The organism is Kitasatospora sp. NPDC088346 (assembly GCF_044740765.1).
Classification (GTDB): Bacteria; Actinomycetota; Actinomycetes; order Streptomycetales; family Streptomycetaceae; genus Kitasatospora.
This window is the reverse complement of the sequence record NZ_JBIURH010000010.1, coordinates 99,792-122,955: the sequence shown is the minus strand read 5'-3', so window position 1 is coordinate 122,955 and position 23,164 is coordinate 99,792. Positions and strand designations below refer to the sequence as shown.

Here is a 23,164-nt window from a genome sequence, read left to right as displayed (position 1 = left end):
CCGTGCCGGTCCGCTCAGCCGGCGGCCGTGCCGCGGTCGCGGCGGATCACGCACAGGGCCCAGATCACCAGCGCCGAGGCGGCCATCACGGTGACGGACCACAGCGGGTAGTACGGGATGGACAGGAAGTTGGCGACGATGAGCAGCGCGGCCGCCACGATGCCGAGGATCCTGGCCCACAGCGCCAGCCGGAACAGCCCGAGGCCGGCGGCGATCGCGATGAGGCCGAGGACCAGGTGGATCCATCCCCAGCTGGTCAGGTCGAACTTGAAGACGTAGTTCGGCGTGCTGACGAAGACCGGGTCCTTGGCGATGCCCATGATTCCGCGCAGGACGTCCAGCACTCCGGAGATCAGGAGCATGACGGCGGCGAACACCACCAGGCCGCCGGCCAGGGTGTTGGACTCGTGGTCACGGGGATTCGTCGGGGTGGTCGGGCCCCTGGGGGGCGTGGGGGGCGTGGGGTTCGTCGGTGTGGACATCCGGTCACCTGCCGATCGGCGGGTCGTGGCGGGTCAGGGGCGGGTCAGGGGCGGACGGCCGGTCAGGCGACCTCGGCCGCGGCCGTCCGGACGGCGCCGTCGATGTCCGCGGCGCTCACGTCCAGCTCCTTGGCGATGTGCTTCGCGGCCCTCAGCTCGGCCTTCTCCACGGCCTGCGCGAGCTTGGCCTCGCCGATGATGACGAGCGCGGCCTGCCCCTCGTCGATGAGCTCCCCGAACTCCTTGACGTCCGACCGGGACATGCCCCGCCACAGGTGGCCGCCCACGCCGCCCACGGCCGCGCCGACGACGGCGGAGCCGATGAGCGCCGGCGGGAACAGCAGACCGATGACCGCGCCGACCCCGGCGCCGCCCCAGGCCCCGTGCCGGGTGGCCGTCTCGTCCTTGTCGACGTGCACCTTCCCGGAGTCGTCCTTGGTGATCACCGAGGCGTCATAGGTGCCGACCGCTCCCGCCGAGTGCAGCTCCTTGACGACGGCGTAGTCGTCCCGCGCCGTGGACTCGTCCGGGTAGATGCCGATGAAGAGGAAAACCGCGTCAGGCTTGGCCACTGGGTCGGTCCTGTTCTGCTCGTCGCCGCTCCGGGCGCCCGGGCCGGGAACGGTCCGCCCGTGCCGCCGCACAGCGCGGTCGGGTCGTGCCGGAGCCCCGGCCCGGGGGCGGCTCCGGCAGTGCCAGGATGCGCGCGCCCGGGCCGGGGCGCACGTCGGCGCCGCGGGCCCGGCGGGATCGGCCGGACCGGGCCCGGCCCGGCGCGGCGTTCGGCGCGCGTTCTCGCTCCGCAGCTGGTCTGCTGGTTCCCGGGGTGGTCGAACGCGGACCCGGGAGAGTGGCGATGACGACGTACCGAGCCGCACAGATCGCGGCGCTCGGCAGCCCGTTCGAGCTCGTCGAGCGGGAGCTCCGGCGGCCGGGCCCCGGCCACGTCCGGGTGGCGGTGGACGCCTGCGGGGTCTGCCACAGCGACACGGCCTTCGTGAACGCCCTGGTCCCCGGCGTCCGGTTCCCGCTGGTCGCCGGCCACGAGATCGCCGGGCGCATCGAGGAACTCGGCGAGGGCACCGCCCAGCGCGGCTGGCAGCCGGGCGACCGGGTGGCGGTGGGCTGGTTCGGCGGCAGCTGCGGCCACTGCCGGCCCTGCCGGCAGGGCGACTTCGTGGTCTGCCAGAACCTGAAGGTCCCCGGCTGGGCCTACGACGGGGGTTACGCCGAGAAGCTGATCGCGCCGGCCGACGCCCTCGCCCGGATCCCCGACGAGCTGACCGCCACCGAGGCGGCGCCCCTCGGCTGCGCCGGGGTGACCACGTACAACGGGCTGCGGCGCAGCTGCGCCCGACCGGGCGACCTGGTCGCCGTCCTCGGCCTCGGCGGCCTGGGCCACCTGGGGGTGCAGTACGCCGCCGCGATGGGCTTCGAGACCGTGGCCGTCGCCCGCGGCGGCGCCAAGGCCGACCTCGCGCGGGAGCTCGGCGCCCACCACTACGTCGACAGCACCGGCCGCACCACCGTCGCGGACGTCCTCCAGGCCCTCGGCGGCGCCCGGGTCGTGCTGGCCACCGCGGCCAACTCGGAGGCGATCACGGCGACCGCCGAAGGGCTCCGCCCGCGCGGCGAGCTGGTGGTCATCGGCGCGGACCCGGCCCCGCTCGGGATCAGCCCGAACCAGTTGCTGATGAGCGGCCGGATCATCCGCGGCCACCCCTCGGGCACGGCGCAGGACATGCAGGACACGATGGCGTTCAGCGTGCTGAAGGGGATCCGCCCGATGGTGGAGACCGTGCCACTGGAGGGGACCGCGGCGGCGTACGACCGGATGCTGTCGGGCGCCCCCCGCTTCCGGATGGTGGTCACCGCGGGCTGAGCACCGGCCGGCGGGCGCCCGCCGGCGTGCGCGCGCAAAACCGGCGGCCGCCGCAGGAATGATCGCCGGGGCGGTCCGCGTTGGGGCTACCAGGCGCAATCGTAAGGAGGACCTGGTGGCCATGCAGACGCAGAAGGCTGTCCTGGCGGGTGGGTGTTTTTGGGGCGTGCAGGCGCTCGTCCGCAGGCAGCCGGGGGTGGTCGCGACGCGAGTCGGCTACAGCGGCGGCGACGTGCCGAACGCGACGTACCGCAACCACGGCACCCACGCCGAGGCGATCGAGATCACCTTCGACCCGGACGTCACCGACTTCCGGACCATCCTGGAGTTCTTCTTCCAGATCCACGACCCGAGCACCGCGAACCGGCAGGGCAACGACATCGGGACGAGCTACCGTTCGGCGATCTTCTACCAGGACGACGAGCAGAAGCGGATCGCCGAGGACACCATCGCCGACGTCGACGCCTCCGGCCTGTGGCCCGGCAGGGTCGTCACGGAGGTGGCTCCGGTCGGTCCGTTCTGGGAGGCCGAGCCGGAGCACCAGGACTACCTGGAGCGCTACCCCGACGGCTACACCTGCCACTTCGTGCGGCCCGGCTGGAAGCTGCCGCGCCGGGCGAGCGGGACGCCGCAGACCGCGCACTGATCCGGTCCGGGTCGGCAGCCCGGTCCTGGCCGGGGACGGCTGATCGCGGCTGGTCCGGGAGGCTCCCGGGGGGTGACCCCGGGAGCCTCCCGGCGTCATGCGGCCGCGCCCCGCCCGGCGGCCGCGGCGCCCTCGCGGCGGGCGATCACGCGGTAGGCGTTGGCGAGCCCGGTGCGTCGGGCCGAGCGGGCGACCGCGCGGTCCAGCAGGGCGGCGAGCAGCAGGACCGGCGCGCCGGCCAGGAAGACCGCGCCGCGCAGCACGCGGCGCAGCCGCCCCGGGGGCGGACCCGGGTGCCACGGCGCGTCCTCGCGCGGGGCGAGCGCGTCGAGCAGCAGCCAGCAGGCCGCCAGCAGGTCCACCGGGTCGTGCGCCTCGCCGTGCTGCTCCAGCAGGACGGTGAAGCCGAGCTCGCCGAGCCGGCGGCGCAGGTTGGCGACCGGGACCAGGTTGAGGTGCTGCGGCTGCAGCCAGGGCAGCCACCACCGGCCCAGCAGGCGGGCGTAGCTGCACTCCGGGTCCGGCACCTCGATCAGCAGCAGGCCGCCGGGGCGCAGGGTCCGGTGGGCGGCGGCCAGTTCATGGGCGGGGTCGGTGCTGTGTTCGAGGTAGTGGAACATGCTCACCACGTCGTACCGGCCGGCCAGCTCGTCTGCCAGCTCCGGGAAGGTGCCGCGGTAGCCGCGGGCCAACCTGCCCTGCTTCTCGGCCAGTTCGACGCCCTCGCTGAGGTCCAGGCCGTCCAGGACGGTGTCCGGGAAGAGCTCGTGGGCGGCGGCGCAGAAGTGTCCGTGCCCGGTGCCGACGTCCAGCCAGTGGCCCGGCGCGGGGTCGAACGGGGCGACCGAGCGGGCCCGTTCGCGGTAGACCCGGTCGCGGGTGGCGAACATGCCGGCGAGCCGCTGTTCGCCCAGGCCGTCGTAGAAGTCGCGGTAGTAGAACTCCAGTCCCGGGCCGGTCAGTCGGGGGTTCTGGAAGACGTGCGCGCAGTCCCCGCACTCGTCCAGGACGAACCGCCCCGGCTTGTGCTGCAACAGGTCGGTGGTGTGCAGCCGGGGCCGCAGCCGCACGGAGCCGCACCACGGGCAGTCGGTGCGGCGCGGCGCGAAGAACCGGCCGGTCCCGTCGGCCAGTTCGGCCTGGTAAGCGGGCCGCAGCGCGGCGACCCGGTGGGCGCGGGCGGCGGCGCGGCCCGGCGTCCGGTCGGTCTCGGTGGTCATCGGGGCCTCCTGTCGGGTGCGGCGGCCAGGCGTTCGAGCCGGGTGGCGGCGGCCGCCGCGCCGCCCGCCGAGCGGAAGGACGCGCCGATCCGCCGGGCCGCGGAGCGGTGGGCCGGGTCGTCCAGGACGGCGTTCAGGGCCCGGCCGAGCTGTTCCGTGCCGGTCCGGCCGAAGCGCACCCGGACGCCGGCGCCGGCCGCCGCCACCTGGCCGGCGATCGCGGGCTGGTCGTCGCGGATCGGGGCGACCACCAGCGGCACGCCGTGCCAGAGGGCCTCGCAGACCGTGTTGTGGCCCGCGTGGCAGACCACCGCGTCGGTGCGCGCCAGCAGCCGCAGCTGCGGCACCGAGGGCACCACCAGTACGTCGGCGTCGGGCCGCGGGTCGCCGAGCAGCCCGCCCGGGTCGACGATCACCGCCTGGAGCCGTTCCGAGCGGGCCCGCACGACTTTCCGGCAGATCGTCAGGAAGTGCGTGCCCGCGTCGGCGTTGGCCGTTCCCAGGGTGACCAGCACGGTCGCCCGGAGCGGGTCCAGCCACTCCCAGGGGAACGGCCCGGGGGTGGGGCGCGCGGTGATCGACGGGCCGACGAACCTTACCGGGCCGGGGAGTTCGGCGAGCGGTCCGGTCAGCTCGGGGGTGGTGAAGGCGAGTGTCAGGTGGGGCGAGAAACGCGGGTCGGCGGTGCCGTGCGGGTCGCCGACGCGCTGTCGCAGCGTCGTGAGCAGATCGGCGATCCAGGCCTCCACCAGCGGCAGGCCGGCCAGGGCGCCGGTCAACTCCGCGGAGGTGGTCGCGGTGGTGGCCCAGGGCAGTCCGAGCCGCTCGGCGACCAGCGCCCCGGCGACGGCCTGCTGGTCCACCACCAGGACGTCCGGCGCGAACCGGTCCACCGCGGCCGCCACCCCGGGGGCCATCGCCTCGGCGAGCGGGACGAGGAAGTCCGCCCAGAGGAACTTCAGTGCGGCCGGGCCGCGCAGTTCGGGCGGCCGCGGCGGGGCCGTGCCGTCGAGGGTGACGGCGCACGGGTGGATCTCGCCGCCGGGACCGGTCAGCGGCCCGACCACCTCCGGCAGCCCGGCCCAGGCCGTCGCGTGCCCGCGGGCCCGGAGCTCGGCGGCGACGCCCACGACCGGGTTCACGTGCCCGACCAGCGGCGGTACGACGAACAGGTACCGGGTCATCGCAGGCTCCCGTGCAGATCCTGCCCCGCCCGGGCGGCCGGTCCGCGCAGCCGGGCGCCGTGCTCGCGCAACCAGGCCAGCGTGAGATCGAGGACGGTGTCGGGGGCCTCGACCAGCACGGAGTGCTCCTGGCCGGGGACGAAGGCGCTGCGGCAGCGCGGCAGCAGCGCCTCCAGCCGGGCCGCCTGCTCGGCCAGGTCGGACTCGGTGCCGTAGACGGCCAGCACGGGGCAGCCGATCGTGCCCAGCTCCGCCGGCGTGGGCAGCGTGCTGGCGGGGATGTCCCGGGCCAGCGAGGTGCCGGCCAGCAGCCGTCCGGCCGAGCGGGCGAGCCGGGCGGTGTGGGCCCCGCGCTCCGCGGCGACCCAGGCCAGGGCGGACTCGTCGGCCAGCTCGGCCTCGGCCCGCCGCAGGATGCCGTCCAGCTTCTCGGCCCAGGCCGGGGAGGCGGGTTCGGACTCGATGGCCAGGATCCCGGCGACCCGGTCCGGACGCCGGGCGGCGAGCCCGTACGCCACGGTGCCGCCGAAGGAGTTGCCGACCAGCTGGACGGGGCCGTCGGGGGCCAGCCGGTCGAGCAGGCCCGCGAGGTCGTCGACGAAGTCGTCGAGCCGGTAGCCGTCGGCTGGTCGCTCGGACCGGCCGTGTCCGCGCTGGTCGTACATCAGCACCTCCACCCCGGCGGCGGCGAGTGCGGGGGCCAGGGTGAAGTAGTGGCTGGCGAGGCTGTCGGTCAGCAGGCCGTGCAGCAGGACGGCGGTGGCGGCGGGCGGCCCGCCGTCGCCGGGGGCGAGCCGCTGCACGTGGAAGCGGAGCCCGTCCAGGTCGAGGAAGGCCACGGTCAGCCCCGCTCGCCGGTCCGCAGCCGGTCCACGACGTGGCCGACGAGGCGGCCGACCGTCAGGCCGATGATCTCGTCGAGGTCCATGCCCGCCAGGAACTCGGCGAAGTTGACCCGTTCGCCCCAGCGGTCCTGGAGCCGCCCGGCCAGGGTCACCAGGTCGATGCTCTCCAGCCCGATGTCCTCGGTGAACCGGGACTCCATGGTCACCTCGGCCTCGTCGAGGCCGTACTCGTCGAGCACGGCGGCCAGCATGCCGGTGATCTCGGCGAGCACCTCCGGCTCGGTGGGCGGGTGCAGGTCGACGGTGGGTGCGCTGCCGGTCACGGGGTGGCCGTCCCTTCGTGGGTCTCGGTGTCGTCGAAGTCCTCGGTCCAGGCCGCGACGTAGCTGCGGTCCGGCAGCCCGGGAGGGGCGGCGAGCCGGGTGCACCGCACCCGGTGGGTACGGGCTCCGCCGGGCCGGGCGACCGTGACCCGCAGCTCGGCCGGGTCGGCGGCGACCACCGCGAACTCCCTCGGCCGGCCGCGCAGTCCGGTGCCCTCGGCCTTGGCCGCGGCCTCCTTGGCGGCCCAGAACCGGGTCAGCCACAGGGCCTCGGAGCCGCCGTGGGTGGCGCGGGCCGCTGCCAGCAGCTCGGGTTCGCCCGGGCCGAGGGCGATCCGCAGGTCCGCCGGGCGGTCCGTGACCTCGGCCAGGTCGATGCCGACGCCCGGTCCGCCTCCCGGGCGCCGCGGGCGGACCAGCGCCACCGCCGCCTCGGCCGTGTGCGCGAGCGAGACGTCCAGGTCGGGGAGGGTGCGGCCGTGCAGTCCCGACACCCGGGGCCGGCCGTGCCGGTGCCCCGTGTCGGGGGGCGGGTCGTTGCGCACGGCGATCTCGGCGGGGAAGACGGGGCCTTCGCCCTGCTCCCAGAGAAGGCGCCGGACCGCGTCCTTCACCGCGATCCGGCCCAGCAACCAGGCCCGCCGGCCGCGCGGCGGCTGCTGCTCGTAGGCCACCCGCTCGGCGGACCCCAGGTGGTTGCGCATGATCAGATCGCGGGAGGCGAGGTCCGGCCACCGCTCGTGCAGCACCACCCAGCCGCCGGGCTGCGGCGCGGAGAGGGTGTGGCGGTCGGCGAAGCGTTCCACCGGACGGGTGTCGGGGTGGCTGTCGAACCGGCGGTCCTGCCAGCCGTGCACCTCGGCCCACACGGCGCCGCCGGCGAGCAGCTGCACATCGGCTTCGAGGGTGGTGTCGGTGAGGCCGGTGACGCGGACGTGGGCGTTCAGCGGGGTGCCGGGCCGGGGCGGCGGTCCGTGGAAGGTGAGCCGCCGGATGCCGACCGGGAAGACGACGGTCCGCTCGGAGCGGGTCGCCATGATCCAGTACCCGAGCAGCTGGCCGACGTTGTCCAGCAGTGCGCCGGGGGCGGCCGGTGCGGTGATCACGCCGCGGACGTGGGCCGGGCCGAGCGCGGTCAGTTCGGTGAGCCCCCGGAAGGCCGGGCCGTGGAACATCCACCGTTCCTCGTAGAGCCCGGCGGCCGTCAGCCCCGGCGCGGTCTCCGTGGCCGGATCCGGTTGCCACGCGGTCGGCGGCGCGGGGTACCGGCCGGCCAGCTCGACCGTGCCGCGGGCGTAGCCGCCGAAGTCGGCGGCCAGCCGGCCGGGGCCCGCGTCCCGGAGCGTGAGCGCCACCTCCAGCGGGGTCGCGGCCGGCACCCACTGCCCGAACCGCAGGTCGTGCACGCCGGTGGCGACCCGGCCGGGCACCGCCCGTTCAGCGGCCTCGACCAGGTGGTGCACGATCGTGGTGGCCGGAACGACGGGCCAGCGGTCGGCCAGATCGGGCCAGCCGGGGCGCTGCCGGAAGAAGCAGTGGTCGAGCAGGTACGGCATGGCGGTGGTCGAGACCCGGAGCACGCTGTCGCGCGGGGGAGCCGTGCGGTCCGGTCCGGGTGGTGGCGTGCCGCGTCCCGGGACCGGTCGGCCCGCGTGGATCAGCTCGGCCGCGGTCCGTGCGGTGTCGCGCAGCAGGGCGTCCAGCTCGGCCGCCACCGGATGGCGGCCGGCCAGCGCGGCCAGCTCCGAGCCGTCGCCTCCGGCGGAGGCGGCCCGGACGGTGCCGGTGCGCCGGTGCGGTGCCAGGTCGGCGCGCAACGCGTCGAGGGCGGTGGGGTCCAGCGAGACGAGGGCGCCGCCGAGGTCCAGCCGGACACGCGGGTGCGGCCGCTCCCGTTCCGCCGCCCGGGCGGGCCGCAGGACGGCGAGGTCCGGCTCCGCGCCGTCCGCCCACAGGGCGGCGGCGACCCGCCGCAGCTGGGCGAGCCCGTCGCGGTGCGGCGAGTTCGCCGCGACCACCAGGTGCTCCCGGCCGCCCAGGGTGTCGCCCACCAGCGAGCCGACCTGCCCGGTGCCGACCTGGACGAACGCCCGGAAGCCGGCCGCGTACATCGCCTCGACCAGCGGCCGGAACCGCACCGGCTCCAGCAGGTGGCGGACGAACAGGTCGCGCACCCCGGCCTCGGTGACCGGGAAGGGCGAGGCCGTCGTCCCGGACCACACCGGCACGGTCGGCCGGTGCAGTTCGAAGCGGTCGGCGGCCTGCCGGATCGGGTCCAGGTAGGGGCCCAGCATCGGCGTGTGGAAGCCGGACCGGAACGGCAGCACCTGGCCCAGCACCCCGAGTGCGCGGAACCGGCGCACCAGCTCCGCGACCGGCTCCTCGGGACCGCAGACGATCGACTGCTGCGGCGCGTTGTCGTGCGAGAGCACGACCTGCTCCATCCCTTCGGTGCCCGTCAGCGCCTCGGCCACCCGCTCGGCGGAGGTGCCGAGCGCGGCGAACGACAGACCGGGGACGATCAGGGAGTCCGGGTCGAAGGACTCCAGGAAGGAGTCGACGGAGGCGCCGGAGTACAGGCCGCCGCTGATCATCGCCGTCCACTCGCCGACGCTGTGCCCGGCCACGGCGTCGGGCCGCACGCCCATCCGGCGCAGGGCCGTGTCCAGCAGCCGTCCCACCGCGACCACGCCGACGCCGTGCCGCCCGATGTCGCCCACCCGGGCGGCGGCGTCCGGGGAGGTCGCCCGCGGCAGCCCGAAGTGGTCGGCGACGTCGTCCACCCGGGGTGCGAACTCGCCCTCCAGGCCCGGGAAGAGGAACGCCATCCGGCCCGCTTCCAGCAGCGGCCGCGGGGCGAACCAGACGTCGTTGCGGCCGCGCCAGGGCCGCTCCCGGGAGACCGCGCGGCGGGCCACCGCCAGCCGTTTGGCGGTCGGGTCGACGACCGCCAGCCGGCAGCGCGGCGCGGGCCCGGCGTCGTGCTCGGGCCGCCCGGCGGCCAGGACGGCACGGTCCTCGCCGGCCAGCAGCCGCGCCAGCTGCTCGGGGTCGTCGGCGGCGAGCCGCAGGACCCGTTCGGGCTCCGACACCACGGCCGACGCCACCGCGGGCACCACCGCCGGCGCTGCCGCCGCCGCTGCCGCCCGGACGGGCGCGGACCTGCGTGCCGGAGCCGGGGCCTGCTCCAGCACCACGTGCGCGTTGATGCCGCCGAAGCCGAAGGCGTTCACCCCGGCCCGGCGCGGTCCGCCGGCCTGGGTCTCCCAGGGCCGCGCGGTGTCGACGGTCCGGAAGCGGGTCCGGGCCAGCGCCGGGTGCGGGTCCTCGCAGTGCAGGGTCGGGAGCAGCACCCCGTGGTGCACCGCGAGTGCCGCCTTGACCAGTCCGGCGACGCCCGCGGCGGGCATCAGGTGGCCGATCTGCGACTTGACCGAGCCGAGCGCGGCCCGCTCCCCGTCGGCCCCGGCCGGGCCGAACACCTCGGCCAGCGTGGTCAGTTCGGCGGCGTCCCCGGCCGGGGTGGCGGTGCCGTGGGCCTCCAGCAGTCCCAGCGCACCGGGCGCCGCCGGGTCGAGCCCGGCCGCCCGCCAGGCCCCTCGCACCGCCCGGCTCTGACCGCCCGGGTCGGGGTTGGCCAGGGCGGCCGTCCGCCCGTCGCCGGCGACACCGGTGCCGCGGACCACCGCGTACACCCGGTCGCCGTCGCGCCGGGCGTCGGCGAGCCGCTTGAGCACCACCACACCGGTGCCCTCGCCGATCAGGATGCCGTCGGCGCCCCGGTGGAACGGACGGATCCGCCCGCTCGCGGAGAGCGCCCGCAACTGCGCGAACACGCTCCACAGGGTGACGTCGTGGCAGTGGTGCACCCCGCCGGCCAGCACCGCGTCGCAGCGCCCGGTGGCCAGCTCGCCGACCGCCTGGTCCACGGCGACCAGCGAGGAGGCGCAGGCGGCGTCCACGGTGTACGCCGGGCCGCGCAGGTCGAGCCGGTTGGCCACCCGGGAGGCGGCCAGGTTGGGCACCAGCCCGATCGCCGACTCGGGGTGGTCCGGCCCGAGCCGGTCGGTGAAAGCGTCCCGTACGGAGCTCAACTGACCGGGCGTCAGATCCGGCAGCAGCTCGCCGAGGGTGCGGACCAGCTGGTGCGCGGTGCGGACCCGCTGGTCGAGCCGGACCAGGCCCGGCGTCAGGTACCCGCCCCGGCCCAGCACCACGCCGACCCGGTCGCGGTCCGGCAGCCGCTCCGGGCCACCGGCGTCCGCGATCGCGGCGGCCGCGACCTGGAGTGCGATCAGCTGGTCGGGTTCGGTCCCGGGCACCGAGCTCGGCATGATGCCGAACCGGGTGGGCTGCACCTCGGCCAGCGCGTCCACGAAGCCGCCGCGTCGGGCGTACAGCCGGTCCGGGGCGGCGGTCCCGGCGGTGGCCGCCGCCGGGTCGTAGTAGTCGGCGTCCCAGCGGCCCTCGGGGACGTCGGTGATCGCGTCGACGCCGCCCAGCAGGTTCGCCCAGTACGTCGCCAGGTCCGGCGCGCCGGGCAGCAGGACGGCCATGCCCACCACGGCCACCGGTACGGCCCGAGAGCCCCTCTCCACGGCCGTCACCAGCCCGACGCCGTGTAGACCACGGACCGCACCGACTCGTCGCCCCAGGCCAGTTCGCGCAGCAGCGCCAACGTACCCGCGCCCGGGTCGACCAGCCGGACACCCCGCCGCGCGTAGTCCCGCGCCAGCTCCGGCGAGACCATGCCGCCGTGCCCCTCGGACGGTGCCCACGGCCCCCAGTGCACGGTCAGCGCGCGCCGGCCGGTACCGGCGGCCCAGCGGGCGCCCAGCTCCTCCAGCGCGTCGTTGGCCGCCGCGTAGTCGGCCTGGCCGCGGTTGCCCAGCGCGGCGGCGACGCTGCCGAACAGCACCGTGAAGCGCGGCCCCGACGGCAGCTCGGCCAGCGCGTCGAGCAGCGCCCGGGCACCGTCGGCCTTGGTGGCGAACACCCGCCGGAAGGACTCCGGATCCTTGTCCGCGAACACCCGGTCCTCGATGACGCCCGCCGCGTAGACCACGCCGTCCAGCCGGCCGTACGCGGCGTACGCCTCCTTGACCGCCTGCCGGAGCGCCGCCGGGTCGGCCACGTCGACGGCCTGGTAGTGCGCCGTCGCGTCCAGCGCGGCGAGTTCGTCGAGGGTGGCCGCCACCTCGCGTCCGGCCAGCAGCCGCGACGCCTCGCGGTCGACCTCCGGCAGCGGTACGCCCTGCCGGGCCAGCACCGCCCGCAGCGCCGCCCGGTCGGGAGCGGCCGCCGTCACCGGGTCCTCGGGGCCCTCCGGCGGGGCGGTCCGGCCCAGCAGCTCCAGCCTGCACCGCGAAGCCGCCGCGAGTGCCGCGGCGAACCGCGCGGTGATCCCGCGCGCCCCGCCGACCAGCAGCACCACCGCGTCCCGGTCCAGTCCCAGCGCGGCGGCCTCCGCCACGCCGTCGCCGGCGGGCCCGGCCCCGGTGCTGCCCAGCACCCCGAGGCCGGACTCCACCAGGGCGAGGCCCTGCCGACCGTCGGGCCCGTGCAGCACCACCGGCTCGCGGTCCTCGGCCAGCAGCTCGCCGAGCAGGGCGTCGGCCACCTCGGCGGGCTCCACCGGGGCCGCGAACTCGGCGAGCCGGACCGCGGCGTCGGGGTACTCCCGGGCGAGCGAGCGCAGCAGCCCGCGCAGGCCGTCCGCCCGGCCGCGGCCGGCGCCGGGGGAGGTGCGGGCGGCCAGCAGCCAGCGGGGCCGGCCGGCGAGCGCCGCCTGCCACGCCGGTACGCAGCCCGGCAGCACCGGCGCGCCGTGTTCGGCGAGCGGGTCCAGCAGCAGGACGCCGTCGACCGGGCCGTCCCCGGCGGACAGCAGGTGCTCGGCGTCCACGGCCAGTACCCGGGCGCCGTGCGCGGTCAGCCGCGCCGTCAGCGCCTCGGCGACGCCGTGGCCGTCCGAGCCGAGCAGGGCGAAGCGGCGGCCGGCCAGCACGCTCGGCGCCCCGGCGGGTTCCGGCAGCGGCACGGGTACCAGCCGCAGCCGGGCGGGCTCGTGTCCCGCGACCGTGTCCGGGTGCGTGGCGGGCTCGGGGGTGGTGGTGGGGGTGGGTGGGGTGAGGTGGGTGGTGAGCCAGTGGGTGATGGCTGTGGTGGTGCGGGCTCGGGAGAGTTCTTCGAGGTGGTCGTCGCTGAGGGTGGTGAGGTCGGTGGTGGTGAGGCGGCGGGCGAGTTGGCCGATGATCTCGGTGCGTTTGATGGAGTCGATGCTGAGGTCGGCTTCGAGGTCGAGGTCGGGTTCGATCATGTCGGCGGGGTAGCCGGTGCGTTCGCTGATCACTTCCACGACGACGGCCATCAGGTCGGCGGGCCCGGGCTCGGGGTGCGTGGCGGGCTCGGGAGCCACCGCCTCGGGCACCGCCGCCACCGCCGCCGCTTCGGCACGCGGCCGCGGACGGGTGACGTCCGGCACCTGCCCCTCGGCGGCGCCCGCCGCCCCGAAGTAGCTCAGCAGCACGTCGCGTTGGGCCGCGATCATCGCCCGGCTGCTGCTGAGGAAGTCCGCCACCAGGGCGTCCCCGTCGGCCCGGCGGGTGCCGGGCTGCGCCTCCTGCGGTGCCGGCGGTGCCTCCGGTACGGGTCGGGCCGGTGCGAGCGCGCCGGGGAGCAGCTCTCCGGCGGCGGTGCGCACCAGCTGCCCGTCCACCGTCCAGCCGGGCCGGCGCGGGGCCCGCGCCCGGCCCGCGTCCACCGCGTCCCGGCCGTGCAGCAGGGGGCCGGTGCGTACCGGGACGCCGGCGACGGCGAGTTCGGCCAGGGCGTCCAGGAATCCGGGCAGTCCGCCGCGCCGGCCCTCGACCGCCACCGCGTGGTGCGGCCGGTCGCCGAGCACCGCCGACACCAGCCCGGTCAGCACCGAGCCGGGGCCGGCCTCGACGAACACCCGGGCGCCGGCCGCGTACATCGCCTCGATCTGCGCCGTGAACCGCACCGGCGACCCGATCTGCGCGGCCAACTCGGCCCGTACGGCGTCGGGTTCGGTCGGGTAGACGGTCGCCGTCCGGTTCGCGTAGACCGGGAACTCCGGTCCCCGCACCGCCCGGTCGGCCAGCGCGTCGGCGAACCGTTCGCCGGCTCCCGCGACCAGCGGGCTGTGGAAGGCGCAGGCGACCCGCAGCTGCTTGACCGCGTACCCGGCCTCGCGCAGCCGCTCCGCCGCCGCCGCCACCTCGGGCGTCCCACCGGAGATCACGGTCTGCCGGGGCGCGTTGTGGTTGGCCGCCACCACCCGGGCGGCCGGACCGAGGGCGGACAGGACCTGCTCGACCTGATCGGCGCCCGCCGTGACCGCCGCCATCGACCCGGGGTCCGCGCCCGCGCCGACCGCGTCCAGGATGGCGAGCGCGCGCCGCGCACTGATCTCCGGCAGGTCCTCGGCGGCCAGCGCCCCGGCCGCGCAGAGCGCGACCAGCTCGCCGTAGCTGTGGCCCGCGGCCAGGTGCGGACGGACCCCGGCCAGGCCCAGCAGCTCGTGGGCGGCCAGTCCGGCCATGCCCAGGACGGGCTGGGCCACCCTGGTGTCGGTCACCGCGGCGCGCTGCCCGTCCCGGTCCTCGGGGGTGAACGCCGCCGGCGGGTACAGGGCGTCCGCGTAGGCCCGGCCCAGCCGCAGGTGGCGCTGCAAGCGGGGGAAGGCCGTGAACAACTCGGCCATCATGCCCGGGCGCTGGCTGCCCTGCCCGGGGAAGAGGAACGCCACCTCTGCGCCCGTCCCGCCGCTCGCCGGGCCGCCCTCGCCGGCCAGCCGCAGCCCGGCCGCCGGATCGTGCTCCCCGTTCAGGGCCCGGCGGAGCAGCCCGGCCAGTTCGGCGACGTCCGAGGCCACCACCGCGACCTGCACCGGGCCGTGCCCGGACTCCGCCCGACGGGAGGCCGCCAGCGCGAGGTCGCGCAGCCGCCACGGCGAACCGTCCGCCTCCGCCAGCCGCAGCAGCTCGGCCACCCCGCGCAGCGCCCGCTCCCGGTCGCCGCCGCGGAAGGTGAACAGCTCGGCCGGCCACTGCTGGAGGCCGTGCACGGGCGGCACGCCGTCGTAACCGGTCAGCACCGCATGGAAGTTGGTGCCACCGAAGCCGAACGCGCTGACGCCGGCCACCCGTTCCGCCGCCGGTGCGGCCCATGGCCGGGCCTCGGTGTGGAAGGCGAACGGGCTCGTCCCCGCCTGCCACGCCGGATTCGGCCGGGTCAGGTTCAGCGTCGGCGGCTTCACCCCGGTGTGCAGCGCCAGCGACGCCTTGATCAGGCCCGCCAGGCCCGCCGCGCACTTGGTGTGCCCGATCTGCGACTTCACCGATCCCAGCGCGCAGCTCCCGGGCGCCGCGCCGGCGGCGGTGAACACCTCGTTCAGCGTGGCGAGTTCGGTACGGTCGCCGACCACCGTTCCGGTGCCGTGCGCCTCCACCAGGCCGACCGCGGCCGGGGCGATCCCGGCGCCGCGGTACGCCCGCTCCAGCGCCGCCCGCTGCCCCTCGGGCCGGGGCGCGGTCAGGCCCAGCGACCGGCCGTCGCTCGCGCTGCCGACGGCCTGGACCACGGCGTACACCCGGTCGCCGTCCCGTTCCGCGTCCGCCAGCCGCTTCAGGACCAGGCAGCCCACGCCCTCGCCGAGCGCGATCCCGTCGGCCGAGGCGTCGAACGGGCGGGAGCGGCCGGTCGGCGACAGCGCGTGCACCGACGCGAAGAGCAGGTAGTCGTTGATGCCGTTGTGCAGGTCCGCGCCGCCGCACAGGGCCAGATCGGCTGCGCCCGTCACCAGCTCCTTGCAGGCCACGTCCAGCGCGGCCAGCGAGGACGCGCAGGCCGCGTCCACGGTGTAGTTGGCGCCGCCCAGGTCGAGCCGGTTGGCGATCCGCCCGGCGATGACGTTGGCCAGCATGCCGGGGAAGGAGTCCTCGGTCAGGGCCGGCAGCTGCTCGGCGACCCCCGCCGGCACCTTCCCCAGGTAGGACGGCAGCACCGCCCCCAGCACGCCCGCGTTCGACAGGTCGCTGCCCGCCTCGGCGCCGAACACCACGCTGGTGCGCGAGCGGTCGAAGGCCCGGCCGCCCTCCCCGCCGCCGCCGTCGTACCCGGCGTCCACCAGGGCCCGGCGCGCGGCCTCCAGGGCCAGCAGCTGGACCGGCTCGATGCTGCCCAGCGCGGCCGGCGGGATGCCGTAGCCCAGCGCGTCGAAGGGGATCGGCGGCAGGAAGCCGCCCCACTTGGACGGTGTGGTGCCCGGCCCGCCGTCCGCCGAGTGGTACAGCTCCGGGTCCCAGCGCTCGGCCGGTACGTCGGTCACCGCGTCCACGCCCGCCAGCACGTTCGCCCAGAACGCGGGCAGGTCCGGTGCCTGCGGGAACATCCCCGCCATGCCGATCACCGCGATCCGCAGCGGCGCAGGCTCCGGCCGGTCGGCGGCCGGGGAGGGCTCCAGCAGCTCCCGCAACTCCTCGGTACGGGCCGCCAGGAAGGCCGCCGCCCCCGCACTGACCGCGGTGTGCAGCTCGGCCAGCGTGGTGGTGGCCGACCGCACCACGGCGACCTGCCCGGCCATGAACATCCCGCGCGCCAGCTGGCCCCGCTCGTCGACGGGGGTGAGCTCGCCCCCCACCCGGTCGACCCCCTTGCCGGCGATCCGCAGCCGCCCGACGTTCAGCCGCTCCAGCCGCTCCCAGGCCTCCCGGTCCGGTACGCCCTCGGCCCGCAGCCGGTCCCGCACCTCCAGGAACTCCGCCGTGAAGGGGCTCGGCACGCACCGCGTGGCGTGCCCCGGAGCCGTCTGCAGCAGTTCGGTGCCGCGCGCCGCCACCACCTGCCGCTGGAACTCCGGCTGCACCGCACCGTGCGCCACCGCCTCCTCGGTGAACAGGTACGCCGTCCCCATCAGCACACCGGCCGCCAGGCCCCGCCCGGCCAGCGGCGCCGTCATCGCCGCCACCATCGCCGCCGACCGCTCGTCGTGCACGCCGCCCGCGAACAGCACCTCCACCGGCCCGGCGTCCCGCGCCGTGCCGAGGAAGTCCTCCAGCACCGCCAACTGCGCCTCCCAGAGCGGGAAGCTGTGCCGGGGGCCGACATGGCCGCCGCATTCCGAGCCCTCGAAGACGAACCTGCGCGCCCCGTCCTCCAGGAACTGCCGCAGCAACCCGGGGGAGGGCACGTGCAGGAAGGCGCTGATCCCCGCCTCCTCCAGCACCCGCGCCTGCGACGGGCGGCCGCCGGCGATCACGGCGTGGCTGGGCCGGGCCGCCAGCACCTCGGCCAGCTGGGCGCTGCGCACCTCCTCCGGAGCGAAGCCCAGCACGCCCACGCCCCAGGGGAGTTCACCGAGGGCGTCCCGCGTGCGGGCGAGCAGCTCACGGGTCTGCCCGGGCCCGGCGAGGGCCAGGGCGACGAACGGCAGGGCGCCCGCGGCGGCCACCGCCGCCGCGAAGCCCGGCCGGTCGCTGACCCGGGTCATCGGCCCCTGGGCCACCGGCAGTCCGGTGCCGAGCGCGGTGCCGAGCGCGCTGCGGGGCCCGAGCTGTTCCCGCGCGGCGGCCGCGGTCCGCACCACGTCCTGGACGCTCTCCCGTACCGCCCGGACGGCCTGCCCGGCCGTTCTCCAGCGGTCGGCGAAACGCGTTGCCAGGAAACCGTCCTGACCGACCGTCAGGTCGTCGCGGATGCCGGTCGGTCCGCCGTGGCGCAGGACTCGCCTTCCGTCGACGACCACCGTCTCGGACCCGTCCATGCCGCGTACGGCCGCCACGGCCTCCTCGGGCGCGGAGGACTCGGCCAGCAGGGCGAGCTGGCTGTCCAGCACCACGCCGGCTGCCCCGCCGGCCACCGCCGCCGCGGCGGTCCGCGGACCGATGCCGCCGCAGGCCCACACCGGCAGTGCGACCTCCGGCGCCGCGAGCACCTGTTGGAGCAGCACGAACGTGCTCAACTCGCCGACCGGACCGCCGCTTTCGGCGCCGCGTACGATCAGCCCGTGGGCGCCGGCCCGGACGGCGGCCAGGGCCTGGGTCAGGTCGGTGACCTCGACCAGCAGGCGGTGGTCGGCGCGGAGCGCCCCGATGTCCCAGCCGGGCGTGTCCGGGGCCAGGACGAGGGTGTGGGGGCCGGCCCCGCCCGACGCATGGAGGTCGTCGGGCGAGAGCCGGCAGTCCGGTCCCACGCGGACGCCGAACCGGCCCGGTGCGCTCTCGCGCAGCCTGGCGAGTTCCTCGCGTGATCGGCGGTCGCCGCGACCGAGGTCCAGCACGCCGAGTGCGCCGGCGCGGCAGACGGCCTCCGCGAGTCCGGCGTCGGGTTCATGGAAGGGGGTGATCCCGATGACGATCTCGGCCGGCGAAAGGATAGGCCTCATGGGCTCTCCGAGGTTGAGTCACGACGCAGTTGGGGGCATGTGCGACTCCCGGACCGAGCACGGCGGGTCGTCCCTGCCGCCGGGGCGCGGAGGGGCCGTGCGGTTCCTCGATCCGGTTCGGTACCGAAGCTACCGATCGGTAGCGCACGTTAGGTTAAGTCCCCGTTGCAGGTCCATGTCAATGGCACGTGCGGGTCCGAGTGCGGGCCGCCGCTCGACCGGGCAGGCCCGGCGCGGCCTGATCGCACCGGATCGAACGGGTCATGTGATCAAGCCGGTCGACCGAACGATCGGCTCCGGACCGGCCCCGCCGTGCCCCGCCCGCCTGCCGGAATTCCCGGTGGGCGGGGCGGCGGTGCTGCTAGACAGCTCCCATGAACGAAGAGATCGGGCTGCGCGCCGCAGCCCCCGGGGAGATCCCCGCCCTGCTGGACTTCTGGGCGCTCGCGGCCACCGGCACCAGCATCACGGACGACGCCGACGGGGTGGCGGCGCTGCTCGCCCGCGACCCGGAGGCGCTGATCGTCGCCGAACTGGCGGACGGCACCCTGGCGGGCACGGTGATCGCCGGCTGGGACGGCTGGCGCTGCCATCTCTACCGCCTCGCCGTCCACCCGGACCACCGCCGCCGCGGGGTCGGCCGCGCGCTGCTGGCCGCCGCCGAGCGGCGCTTCGCCGCCCTCGGCGGACGCCGGGCCGACGCGATGGTGCTCGACGACAACGCCGTCGGCCACCGCACCTGGACGGCCGTCGGATACGGCCCGCAACCCCGGTGGTCCCGCTGGGTCAAGCCGTTGCCGGTGTCCAAGCCCTAGCCCCGGACGGGGCCTGGCAGGGCACCACCGCCGCGCGCGGTCCGTCCGCCGTCGATCAGGTCGATCGATTCCCGGTCGAACGATCGCCGGGCGTGCCGGACCGGTGTCGGCCCGGGTCCGTCCCGGTCCGGTGCCGTCTCAGGACACCAGGCTCTGCTCCGCGAGCTCCGTGAGCGTCACCGTGCACAGGCCACCGCGCTCGCTCCTGACGTCCGTCACCTCCAACTGCGTGCCCGGCAGCAGGATGAACTCCTCCTCGCCGGTGAAGGCGGAGAAGTTCTGGATGCCGGTGGCCCGGAGCGGCCGCACCTCGAAGAGGGTCCGCTTGCCGCGGCTGCCGAGGAAGGACCGCGCCACGCCGGGCTTGGAGGTGCACGAGGACACGCCCCACCAGGTGACCGTCCGGCCGAGCGGGTACTGCGCCCGCAGGTCCAGGGCGACACCGCGCCACAGCGGCTCGGTGCGGGCGGGAAGCTGCGAGACCGCCGCGAACAGCAGCCGCAGGTACGGGAGGTAGGGGACGAGCCGGCTCCGGTCCGGGGAGCGCAGGATGGCGTTGATCTCCCGGTAGAACGCGGACTCGCAGGTGTACAGGTAGAGGGCGGCGATCGCGTCGGCGGACAGGCCGGAGACCGCCTCGTCCGCCCGTCGCCTGCCGAACTCGTGCGACAGCGTGACGTGCCGGTCCAGGCCGGAGAGCAACTCGGCGACCGGGCCGACGGCGTCCCGGAAACCCATCAGCGGAGTGTCGAACACCCCGGAGATCGCGGGGAGGACGAGCCCCTCGTCCTTCACCCCGGCGAGGCGGTCCAGGTACAGCTGGTGCAGCTCCATCGTGGACGCGATGAACGCGCCCATGCGCTCGGAGACGTCGCCGTCCGCCCCGCCCGCCCCGGTGCCGGTCGCGTTCCAGCCCCTGCTGGGCAGCCAGTCGACCTCGTCGGCGCCCAGTGAGCGCAGTGCCTCGTTCACCGTCCCGAAGTGGTCGCCGTCGCAGAAGACGTCACCCTGCGCCGCGGGATTGGGGTGGTCGATGTGGCGCACCTCGACCCCGGGGTACTTCTTCTGGAGCGCGACGACGACCTTCTTCAGGTTGCGCGCGTGCGCCCCCCACCAGGCGAAGACCACGCCGCGGTCCTCCTCGTCGGCGTCCTGCTTGGCCCGGAGGATCTCCTCGACGATCCGCTCGGCGGCCGGCCGCCAGAACGCGGTGTGCCGGTCGGTCGCCGTCGTCCCGTCGCTGCTGGCGGTCAGGGCCGCGTTCAGGAGCAGGACGCCCTGCGTCAGCATCGCCTGGAACCACTCCGGCGGCTGGACGGTGTCCTGCTCGCGCAGCAGCGCCCTGACCTCGGCGATCGGGGTCCTCTTGGGGATCTTGTACTTCCACATCGCCGCGGCCTTGATGATGCAGCGGATGCTGACGACCCGGCCGAACTGGCTGTCCTTCCAGTCGTGGAAGGTGTTGTCGAACATCGCGATGCCGGTGGCGCTCTCCGGCCGGGGATAGGGGTTCTGGCCGAAGACCACCACCTTCCACCTGTGCGGCGCGTGGGGCTTGAGCGCCTGGAAGGTCAGTTCGCGGACGGGGACGACGTCCTGGCCGCGGTCCGGGCCGATGAAGGCGGCCGCGCCGGGTTGCGCCTCGATGACCGGCTTCAGCAGCGGGAGCCACGGTTCGCCGCCGCCGGCGAAGAGTTCCGCGAGGGCCAGCGGGTCGTTCGGGTGGGGCGTGGCGGGGGCCTGGGCGTCGCTCATGGTGGAGGGTCTCCGAGTGGTCGAACGGTGCTGACGGCGGCCGGGACTGACGGTCGGTCCGTCCCCGGTCGATGCCACAGTCCTACCGGCCGCGTGTGACAACCGCGCCCGGGTCCGACGGGCCCCGGCCCGCACTGTCGGTGCCGCGCGATAGCTTCGCGATCATCAAGCGGACAGCGTCCCGATCGGAGTCGACCTTGACCGAAAACCGTGTGCAGTCCTCGCTCGCCGTGGTGTTGACCGACACCAACGCGACGGTGGTGGCGGCGTGGCGGGCCGCGTTCGCCGACACCCCCGGGATCGAGATCCGCAAGGGGTCGATCCTCGACCAGGACGTCGATGCCTGGGTCAGCCCCACCAACTCCCGCGGACGGATGGACGGTGGCGTCGACGCCGTCGTCAAGAGGCACCTCGGGGCGGGCATCCAGCTGCGGGTGCAGCGCGCGATCCGGAGCGGCTACGGCGGCACCCTCCCGGTGGGCAGCGCGGTGTGCGTCCCGTCCGGGGCGGTCACCCCGAGGTTCCTGATCTCGGCGCCGACGATGGAGGAGTCCGCGCAGAACGTGAGCGAGACCCTCAACGTGGCGCTGGCGTGCGCCGCCGCCTTCCAGGCGATCCACCGGCAGAACGCCCGGGTGCCGGGCAGCATCGGGTCGGTCGCCCTGGTCGGCATGGGCGCCCGGACGGGCCGGGTGCCGGCCCGGGTGTGCGCCAACCTGATGTGGACCGGCTACACGCTGTTCAACGAGTACTCCTTCGAGGACGACGACGAGCTGCGCAGCACCATCACCGCGCAGCTCGACGACATCGACAAGGCGCCCGACACCGAGCGGGTCCGGATCGCGCCGCCCGCGCCCGCACGCCGGGCCTCCCGGCGCTGACCGGTGGGCCCCGGACCGTCGCGCCCCGCGCCGTCGGGGTGCCCCGCAGCCGCCCGGGTCAGCGGGGGCCGGCCGCGAGGGCCTCGATGGCGGGGACGAGGGCGGCGGGCGTGGGGAGGGCGTCGTTCTCGGCCTTGAGTCGGGCGGCGGCCTCGCGGAGCGCCGGGTCGGTGACGAGCCGGGCCAGCAGCGGGGTGTCCACGTCGCCGGAGGCCGAACGCAGGGCCGCGCCGGTGGCGCAGAGGGCGTCGGCGACGGCGAAGTTGTCGGCGCCCTGGGGGAGCAGCAGCTGCGGCACGCCGGCCTGCAGACCGGTGAGCGTGCTGCCGGAACCGCCGTGGTGGACGACCGCGTCGCAGACCCGCAGCAGCTCCGCCAGCGGGACCCACGGCAGCGGGCGGACGTTGGCGGGGAGGGGGCCGAGCTGGGTGAGGTCGGCGTCGCCGACGGCGAGCAGGAACTCGGCGTCGACCGAGGCGGCGGCCTCGATCAGGCGGGTGATGGCGTGCACCCCGTCCACCTGGGTGACCACGGTGCCGAGGGTGACGGCGACCCGCGGCCGGGTGCCGCGCCGCAGCAGGTCGGCCGGGACGACGCCGCCTCCGTTGTACGGGAGGTAGCGCATCCGCAGGCCGCCGGGGTCGCCGCCGAGCGAGGCCGGGACGATGTTCAGCGGAGTGGTCTCGGCCGGGCCCGCCACCCCGTACGCCTCGTAGACGTCGGTGAAGTGACCGGCGAGCCGCGCCGCCAGGTCGAGGCCGGAGGTGAGGCCGAAGTTCTGCAGCGCCGCCGGGATCTTGAGCTTCGCCGCGACCAGTTGGGCGGAGGCCAGGCAGGAGTCGTGGACCAGCAGGTCGGCGTCCCATTCGCCGGCGGTGGTCAGCAGGCCGTCCACGGTCGCGCGGGAGGCGTGGGCGAAGGCCGCGGCGGCCAGGTCGAGGATCTGGTCCTGGTCCAGGTCCGGCCTGGCGTAGCGGGTCTGCTCGCCGCTGACGGCCTCGAACGAGTCGCTCAGGGGCCGGCCGTCGCCGATCTCGACGATCGGGAAGCCGGCCGCCCTGAGCTGCTCCGTGGGCTGCGGGCTGGCGAACAGCACCTCGTGTCCGGCGGCCCGCAGCGCCTGCGCGGTCGGCACCATCGGGAACAGGTGGCTCGGCGCGGCCGGGCCGGTGAAGAGTATGCGCACGGTGTTCTCCTGGTCGTTCGTCAGCTGGTCGTCAACGGGCTCGGCGGGTGGGGCCCGCCGTGTCCATTCAACTGACGGACGATCAGTTCGCTTCCCGGGGTGATCGATAATCGGACGTTCTCGTACGGACCTTGCCGGAGGCGGCCCGGTGTGCTCCTCGCTCCGGCCCCGCGCGGCCGCCGCGCCCGCTCGGGAGGTGCGGCGCCGTGCGGCATCATGACGGCGTGATCACCATTCATCTGAAGTACGAGATCGACGCCGACAAGCTCGCCGACTTCGAGGAGTACGGCCGCCGCTGGGTCCGGCTCGTCAACCGGTTCGGCGGGACGCACCACGGCTACTTCCTGCCGAGCGAGGGCGACAGCGACATCGCGTACGCCCTCTTCTCCTTCCCCAGCTTCGCCGGGTACGAGCAGTACCGCACGGACAGCGCGTCCGACCCGGAGTGCCAGGAGGCGTTCGAGCTGGCCCGACGCACCGGCTGCATCAAGCGGTACGAGCGCCGCTTCCTGCGGCCCCTCGACGGCCTGTCCTGACC

At 75.8% G+C, this 23,164-nt stretch carries 15 protein-coding genes; 5 read left to right on the top strand and 10 right to left on the bottom strand.

Annotated elements, in window-relative coordinates:
- Positions 1 to 14: 14 nt before the first annotated feature.
- Together ACIOFR_RS16305 and ACIOFR_RS16300 are read right to left on the bottom strand one after the other, a co-directional pair.
- Positions 15 to 482 (bottom strand): hypothetical protein, encoded by a 468-nt coding sequence (locus tag ACIOFR_RS16305; RefSeq protein WP_400997208.1) that lies wholly within the window; start codon positions 480 to 482, stop codon positions 15 to 17.
- A gap of 62 nt (positions 483 to 544) precedes the next feature.
- A complete protein-coding gene (locus ACIOFR_RS16300) occupies positions 545 to 1,054 on the bottom strand; it encodes a DUF1269 domain-containing protein (protein WP_400997205.1) in 510 nt (169 codons plus the stop codon).
- Between the two features lie 284 nt (positions 1,055 to 1,338).
- Between ACIOFR_RS16300 and ACIOFR_RS16295 the strand changes: the two genes are divergently transcribed.
- Together ACIOFR_RS16295 and msrA are read left to right on the top strand one after the other, a co-directional pair.
- Positions 1,339 to 2,364, top strand: coding sequence for an alcohol dehydrogenase catalytic domain-containing protein (locus ACIOFR_RS16295; RefSeq protein ID WP_400997202.1), 1,026 nt, complete (start codon positions 1,339 to 1,341; stop codon positions 2,362 to 2,364).
- A gap of 115 nt (positions 2,365 to 2,479) precedes the next feature.
- A complete protein-coding gene (gene msrA, locus ACIOFR_RS16290) occupies positions 2,480 to 3,010 on the top strand; it encodes a peptide-methionine (S)-S-oxide reductase MsrA (RefSeq protein WP_400997199.1) in 531 nt (176 codons plus the stop codon).
- A gap of 95 nt (positions 3,011 to 3,105) precedes the next feature.
- On the opposite strand, the gene ACIOFR_RS16285 is transcribed toward msrA, so the two are convergent.
- From ACIOFR_RS16285 to ACIOFR_RS16260, 6 genes are all read right to left on the bottom strand, one after another.
- Positions 3,106 to 4,230 carry a class I SAM-dependent methyltransferase gene (locus tag ACIOFR_RS16285; protein ID WP_400997197.1) on the bottom strand — a complete coding sequence of 375 codons (1,125 nt, stop codon included), beginning with the start codon at positions 4,228 to 4,230 and terminating at the stop codon, positions 3,106 to 3,108.
- Positions 4,227 to 5,414: a glycosyltransferase gene (locus ACIOFR_RS16280; RefSeq protein WP_400997194.1), complete on the bottom strand. Its 1,188-nt coding sequence runs from the start codon at positions 5,412 to 5,414 to the stop codon at positions 4,227 to 4,229. The genes ACIOFR_RS16285 and ACIOFR_RS16280 overlap by 4 nt, the downstream gene beginning before the upstream one ends.
- Complete coding sequence (locus ACIOFR_RS16275; protein WP_400997191.1) at positions 5,411 to 6,253, bottom strand: alpha/beta fold hydrolase; 843 nt, start codon at positions 6,251 to 6,253, stop codon at positions 5,411 to 5,413. The genes ACIOFR_RS16280 and ACIOFR_RS16275 overlap by 4 nt, the downstream gene beginning before the upstream one ends.
- A gap of 2 nt (positions 6,254 to 6,255) precedes the next feature.
- Positions 6,256 to 6,510 (bottom strand): phosphopantetheine-binding protein, encoded by a 255-nt coding sequence (locus tag ACIOFR_RS16270; protein WP_400997419.1) that lies wholly within the window; start codon positions 6,508 to 6,510, stop codon positions 6,256 to 6,258.
- A 68-nt stretch (positions 6,511 to 6,578) separates the two neighbouring features.
- Entirely contained in the window at positions 6,579 to 11,189 is a 4,611-nt protein-coding gene (locus ACIOFR_RS16265; protein WP_400997189.1) for a beta-ketoacyl synthase N-terminal-like domain-containing protein, read from the bottom strand.
- On the bottom strand, positions 11,186 to 17,989 hold the full coding sequence (locus ACIOFR_RS16260) for an SDR family oxidoreductase (protein WP_400997187.1): 6,804 nt from the start codon (positions 17,987 to 17,989) through the stop codon (positions 11,186 to 11,188). The genes ACIOFR_RS16265 and ACIOFR_RS16260 overlap by 4 nt, the downstream gene beginning before the upstream one ends.
- 374 nt (positions 17,990 to 18,363) lie before the next feature.
- Between ACIOFR_RS16260 and ACIOFR_RS16255 the strand changes: the two genes are divergently transcribed.
- Entirely contained in the window at positions 18,364 to 18,804 is a 441-nt protein-coding gene (locus tag ACIOFR_RS16255) for a GNAT family N-acetyltransferase (protein ID WP_400997185.1), read from the top strand.
- Between the two features lie 138 nt (positions 18,805 to 18,942).
- Here the strand turns inward: ACIOFR_RS16255 and ACIOFR_RS16250 are convergent, their stop codons facing one another.
- Positions 18,943 to 20,559, bottom strand: a complete 1,617-nt coding sequence (locus ACIOFR_RS16250) for an ADP-ribosyltransferase domain-containing protein (protein ID WP_400997183.1) — start codon at positions 20,557 to 20,559, stop codon at positions 18,943 to 18,945.
- A gap of 197 nt (positions 20,560 to 20,756) precedes the next feature.
- On the opposite strand from ACIOFR_RS16250, the gene ACIOFR_RS16245 reads away from it, so the two are divergent.
- Positions 20,757 to 21,440: a macro domain-containing protein gene (locus ACIOFR_RS16245; protein ID WP_400997180.1), complete on the top strand. Its 684-nt coding sequence runs from the start codon at positions 20,757 to 20,759 to the stop codon at positions 21,438 to 21,440.
- A 58-nt stretch (positions 21,441 to 21,498) separates the two neighbouring features.
- Here the strand turns inward: ACIOFR_RS16245 and ACIOFR_RS16240 are convergent, their stop codons facing one another.
- On the bottom strand, positions 21,499 to 22,626 hold the full coding sequence (locus ACIOFR_RS16240; protein ID WP_400997177.1) for a nucleotide disphospho-sugar-binding domain-containing protein: 1,128 nt from the start codon (positions 22,624 to 22,626) through the stop codon (positions 21,499 to 21,501).
- 224 nt (positions 22,627 to 22,850) lie between these two features.
- Between ACIOFR_RS16240 and ACIOFR_RS16235 the strand changes: the two genes are divergently transcribed.
- A complete protein-coding gene (locus tag ACIOFR_RS16235) occupies positions 22,851 to 23,162 on the top strand; it encodes an NIPSNAP family protein (RefSeq protein ID WP_400997175.1) in 312 nt (103 codons plus the stop codon).
- Positions 23,163 to 23,164 lie beyond the last annotated feature (2 nt).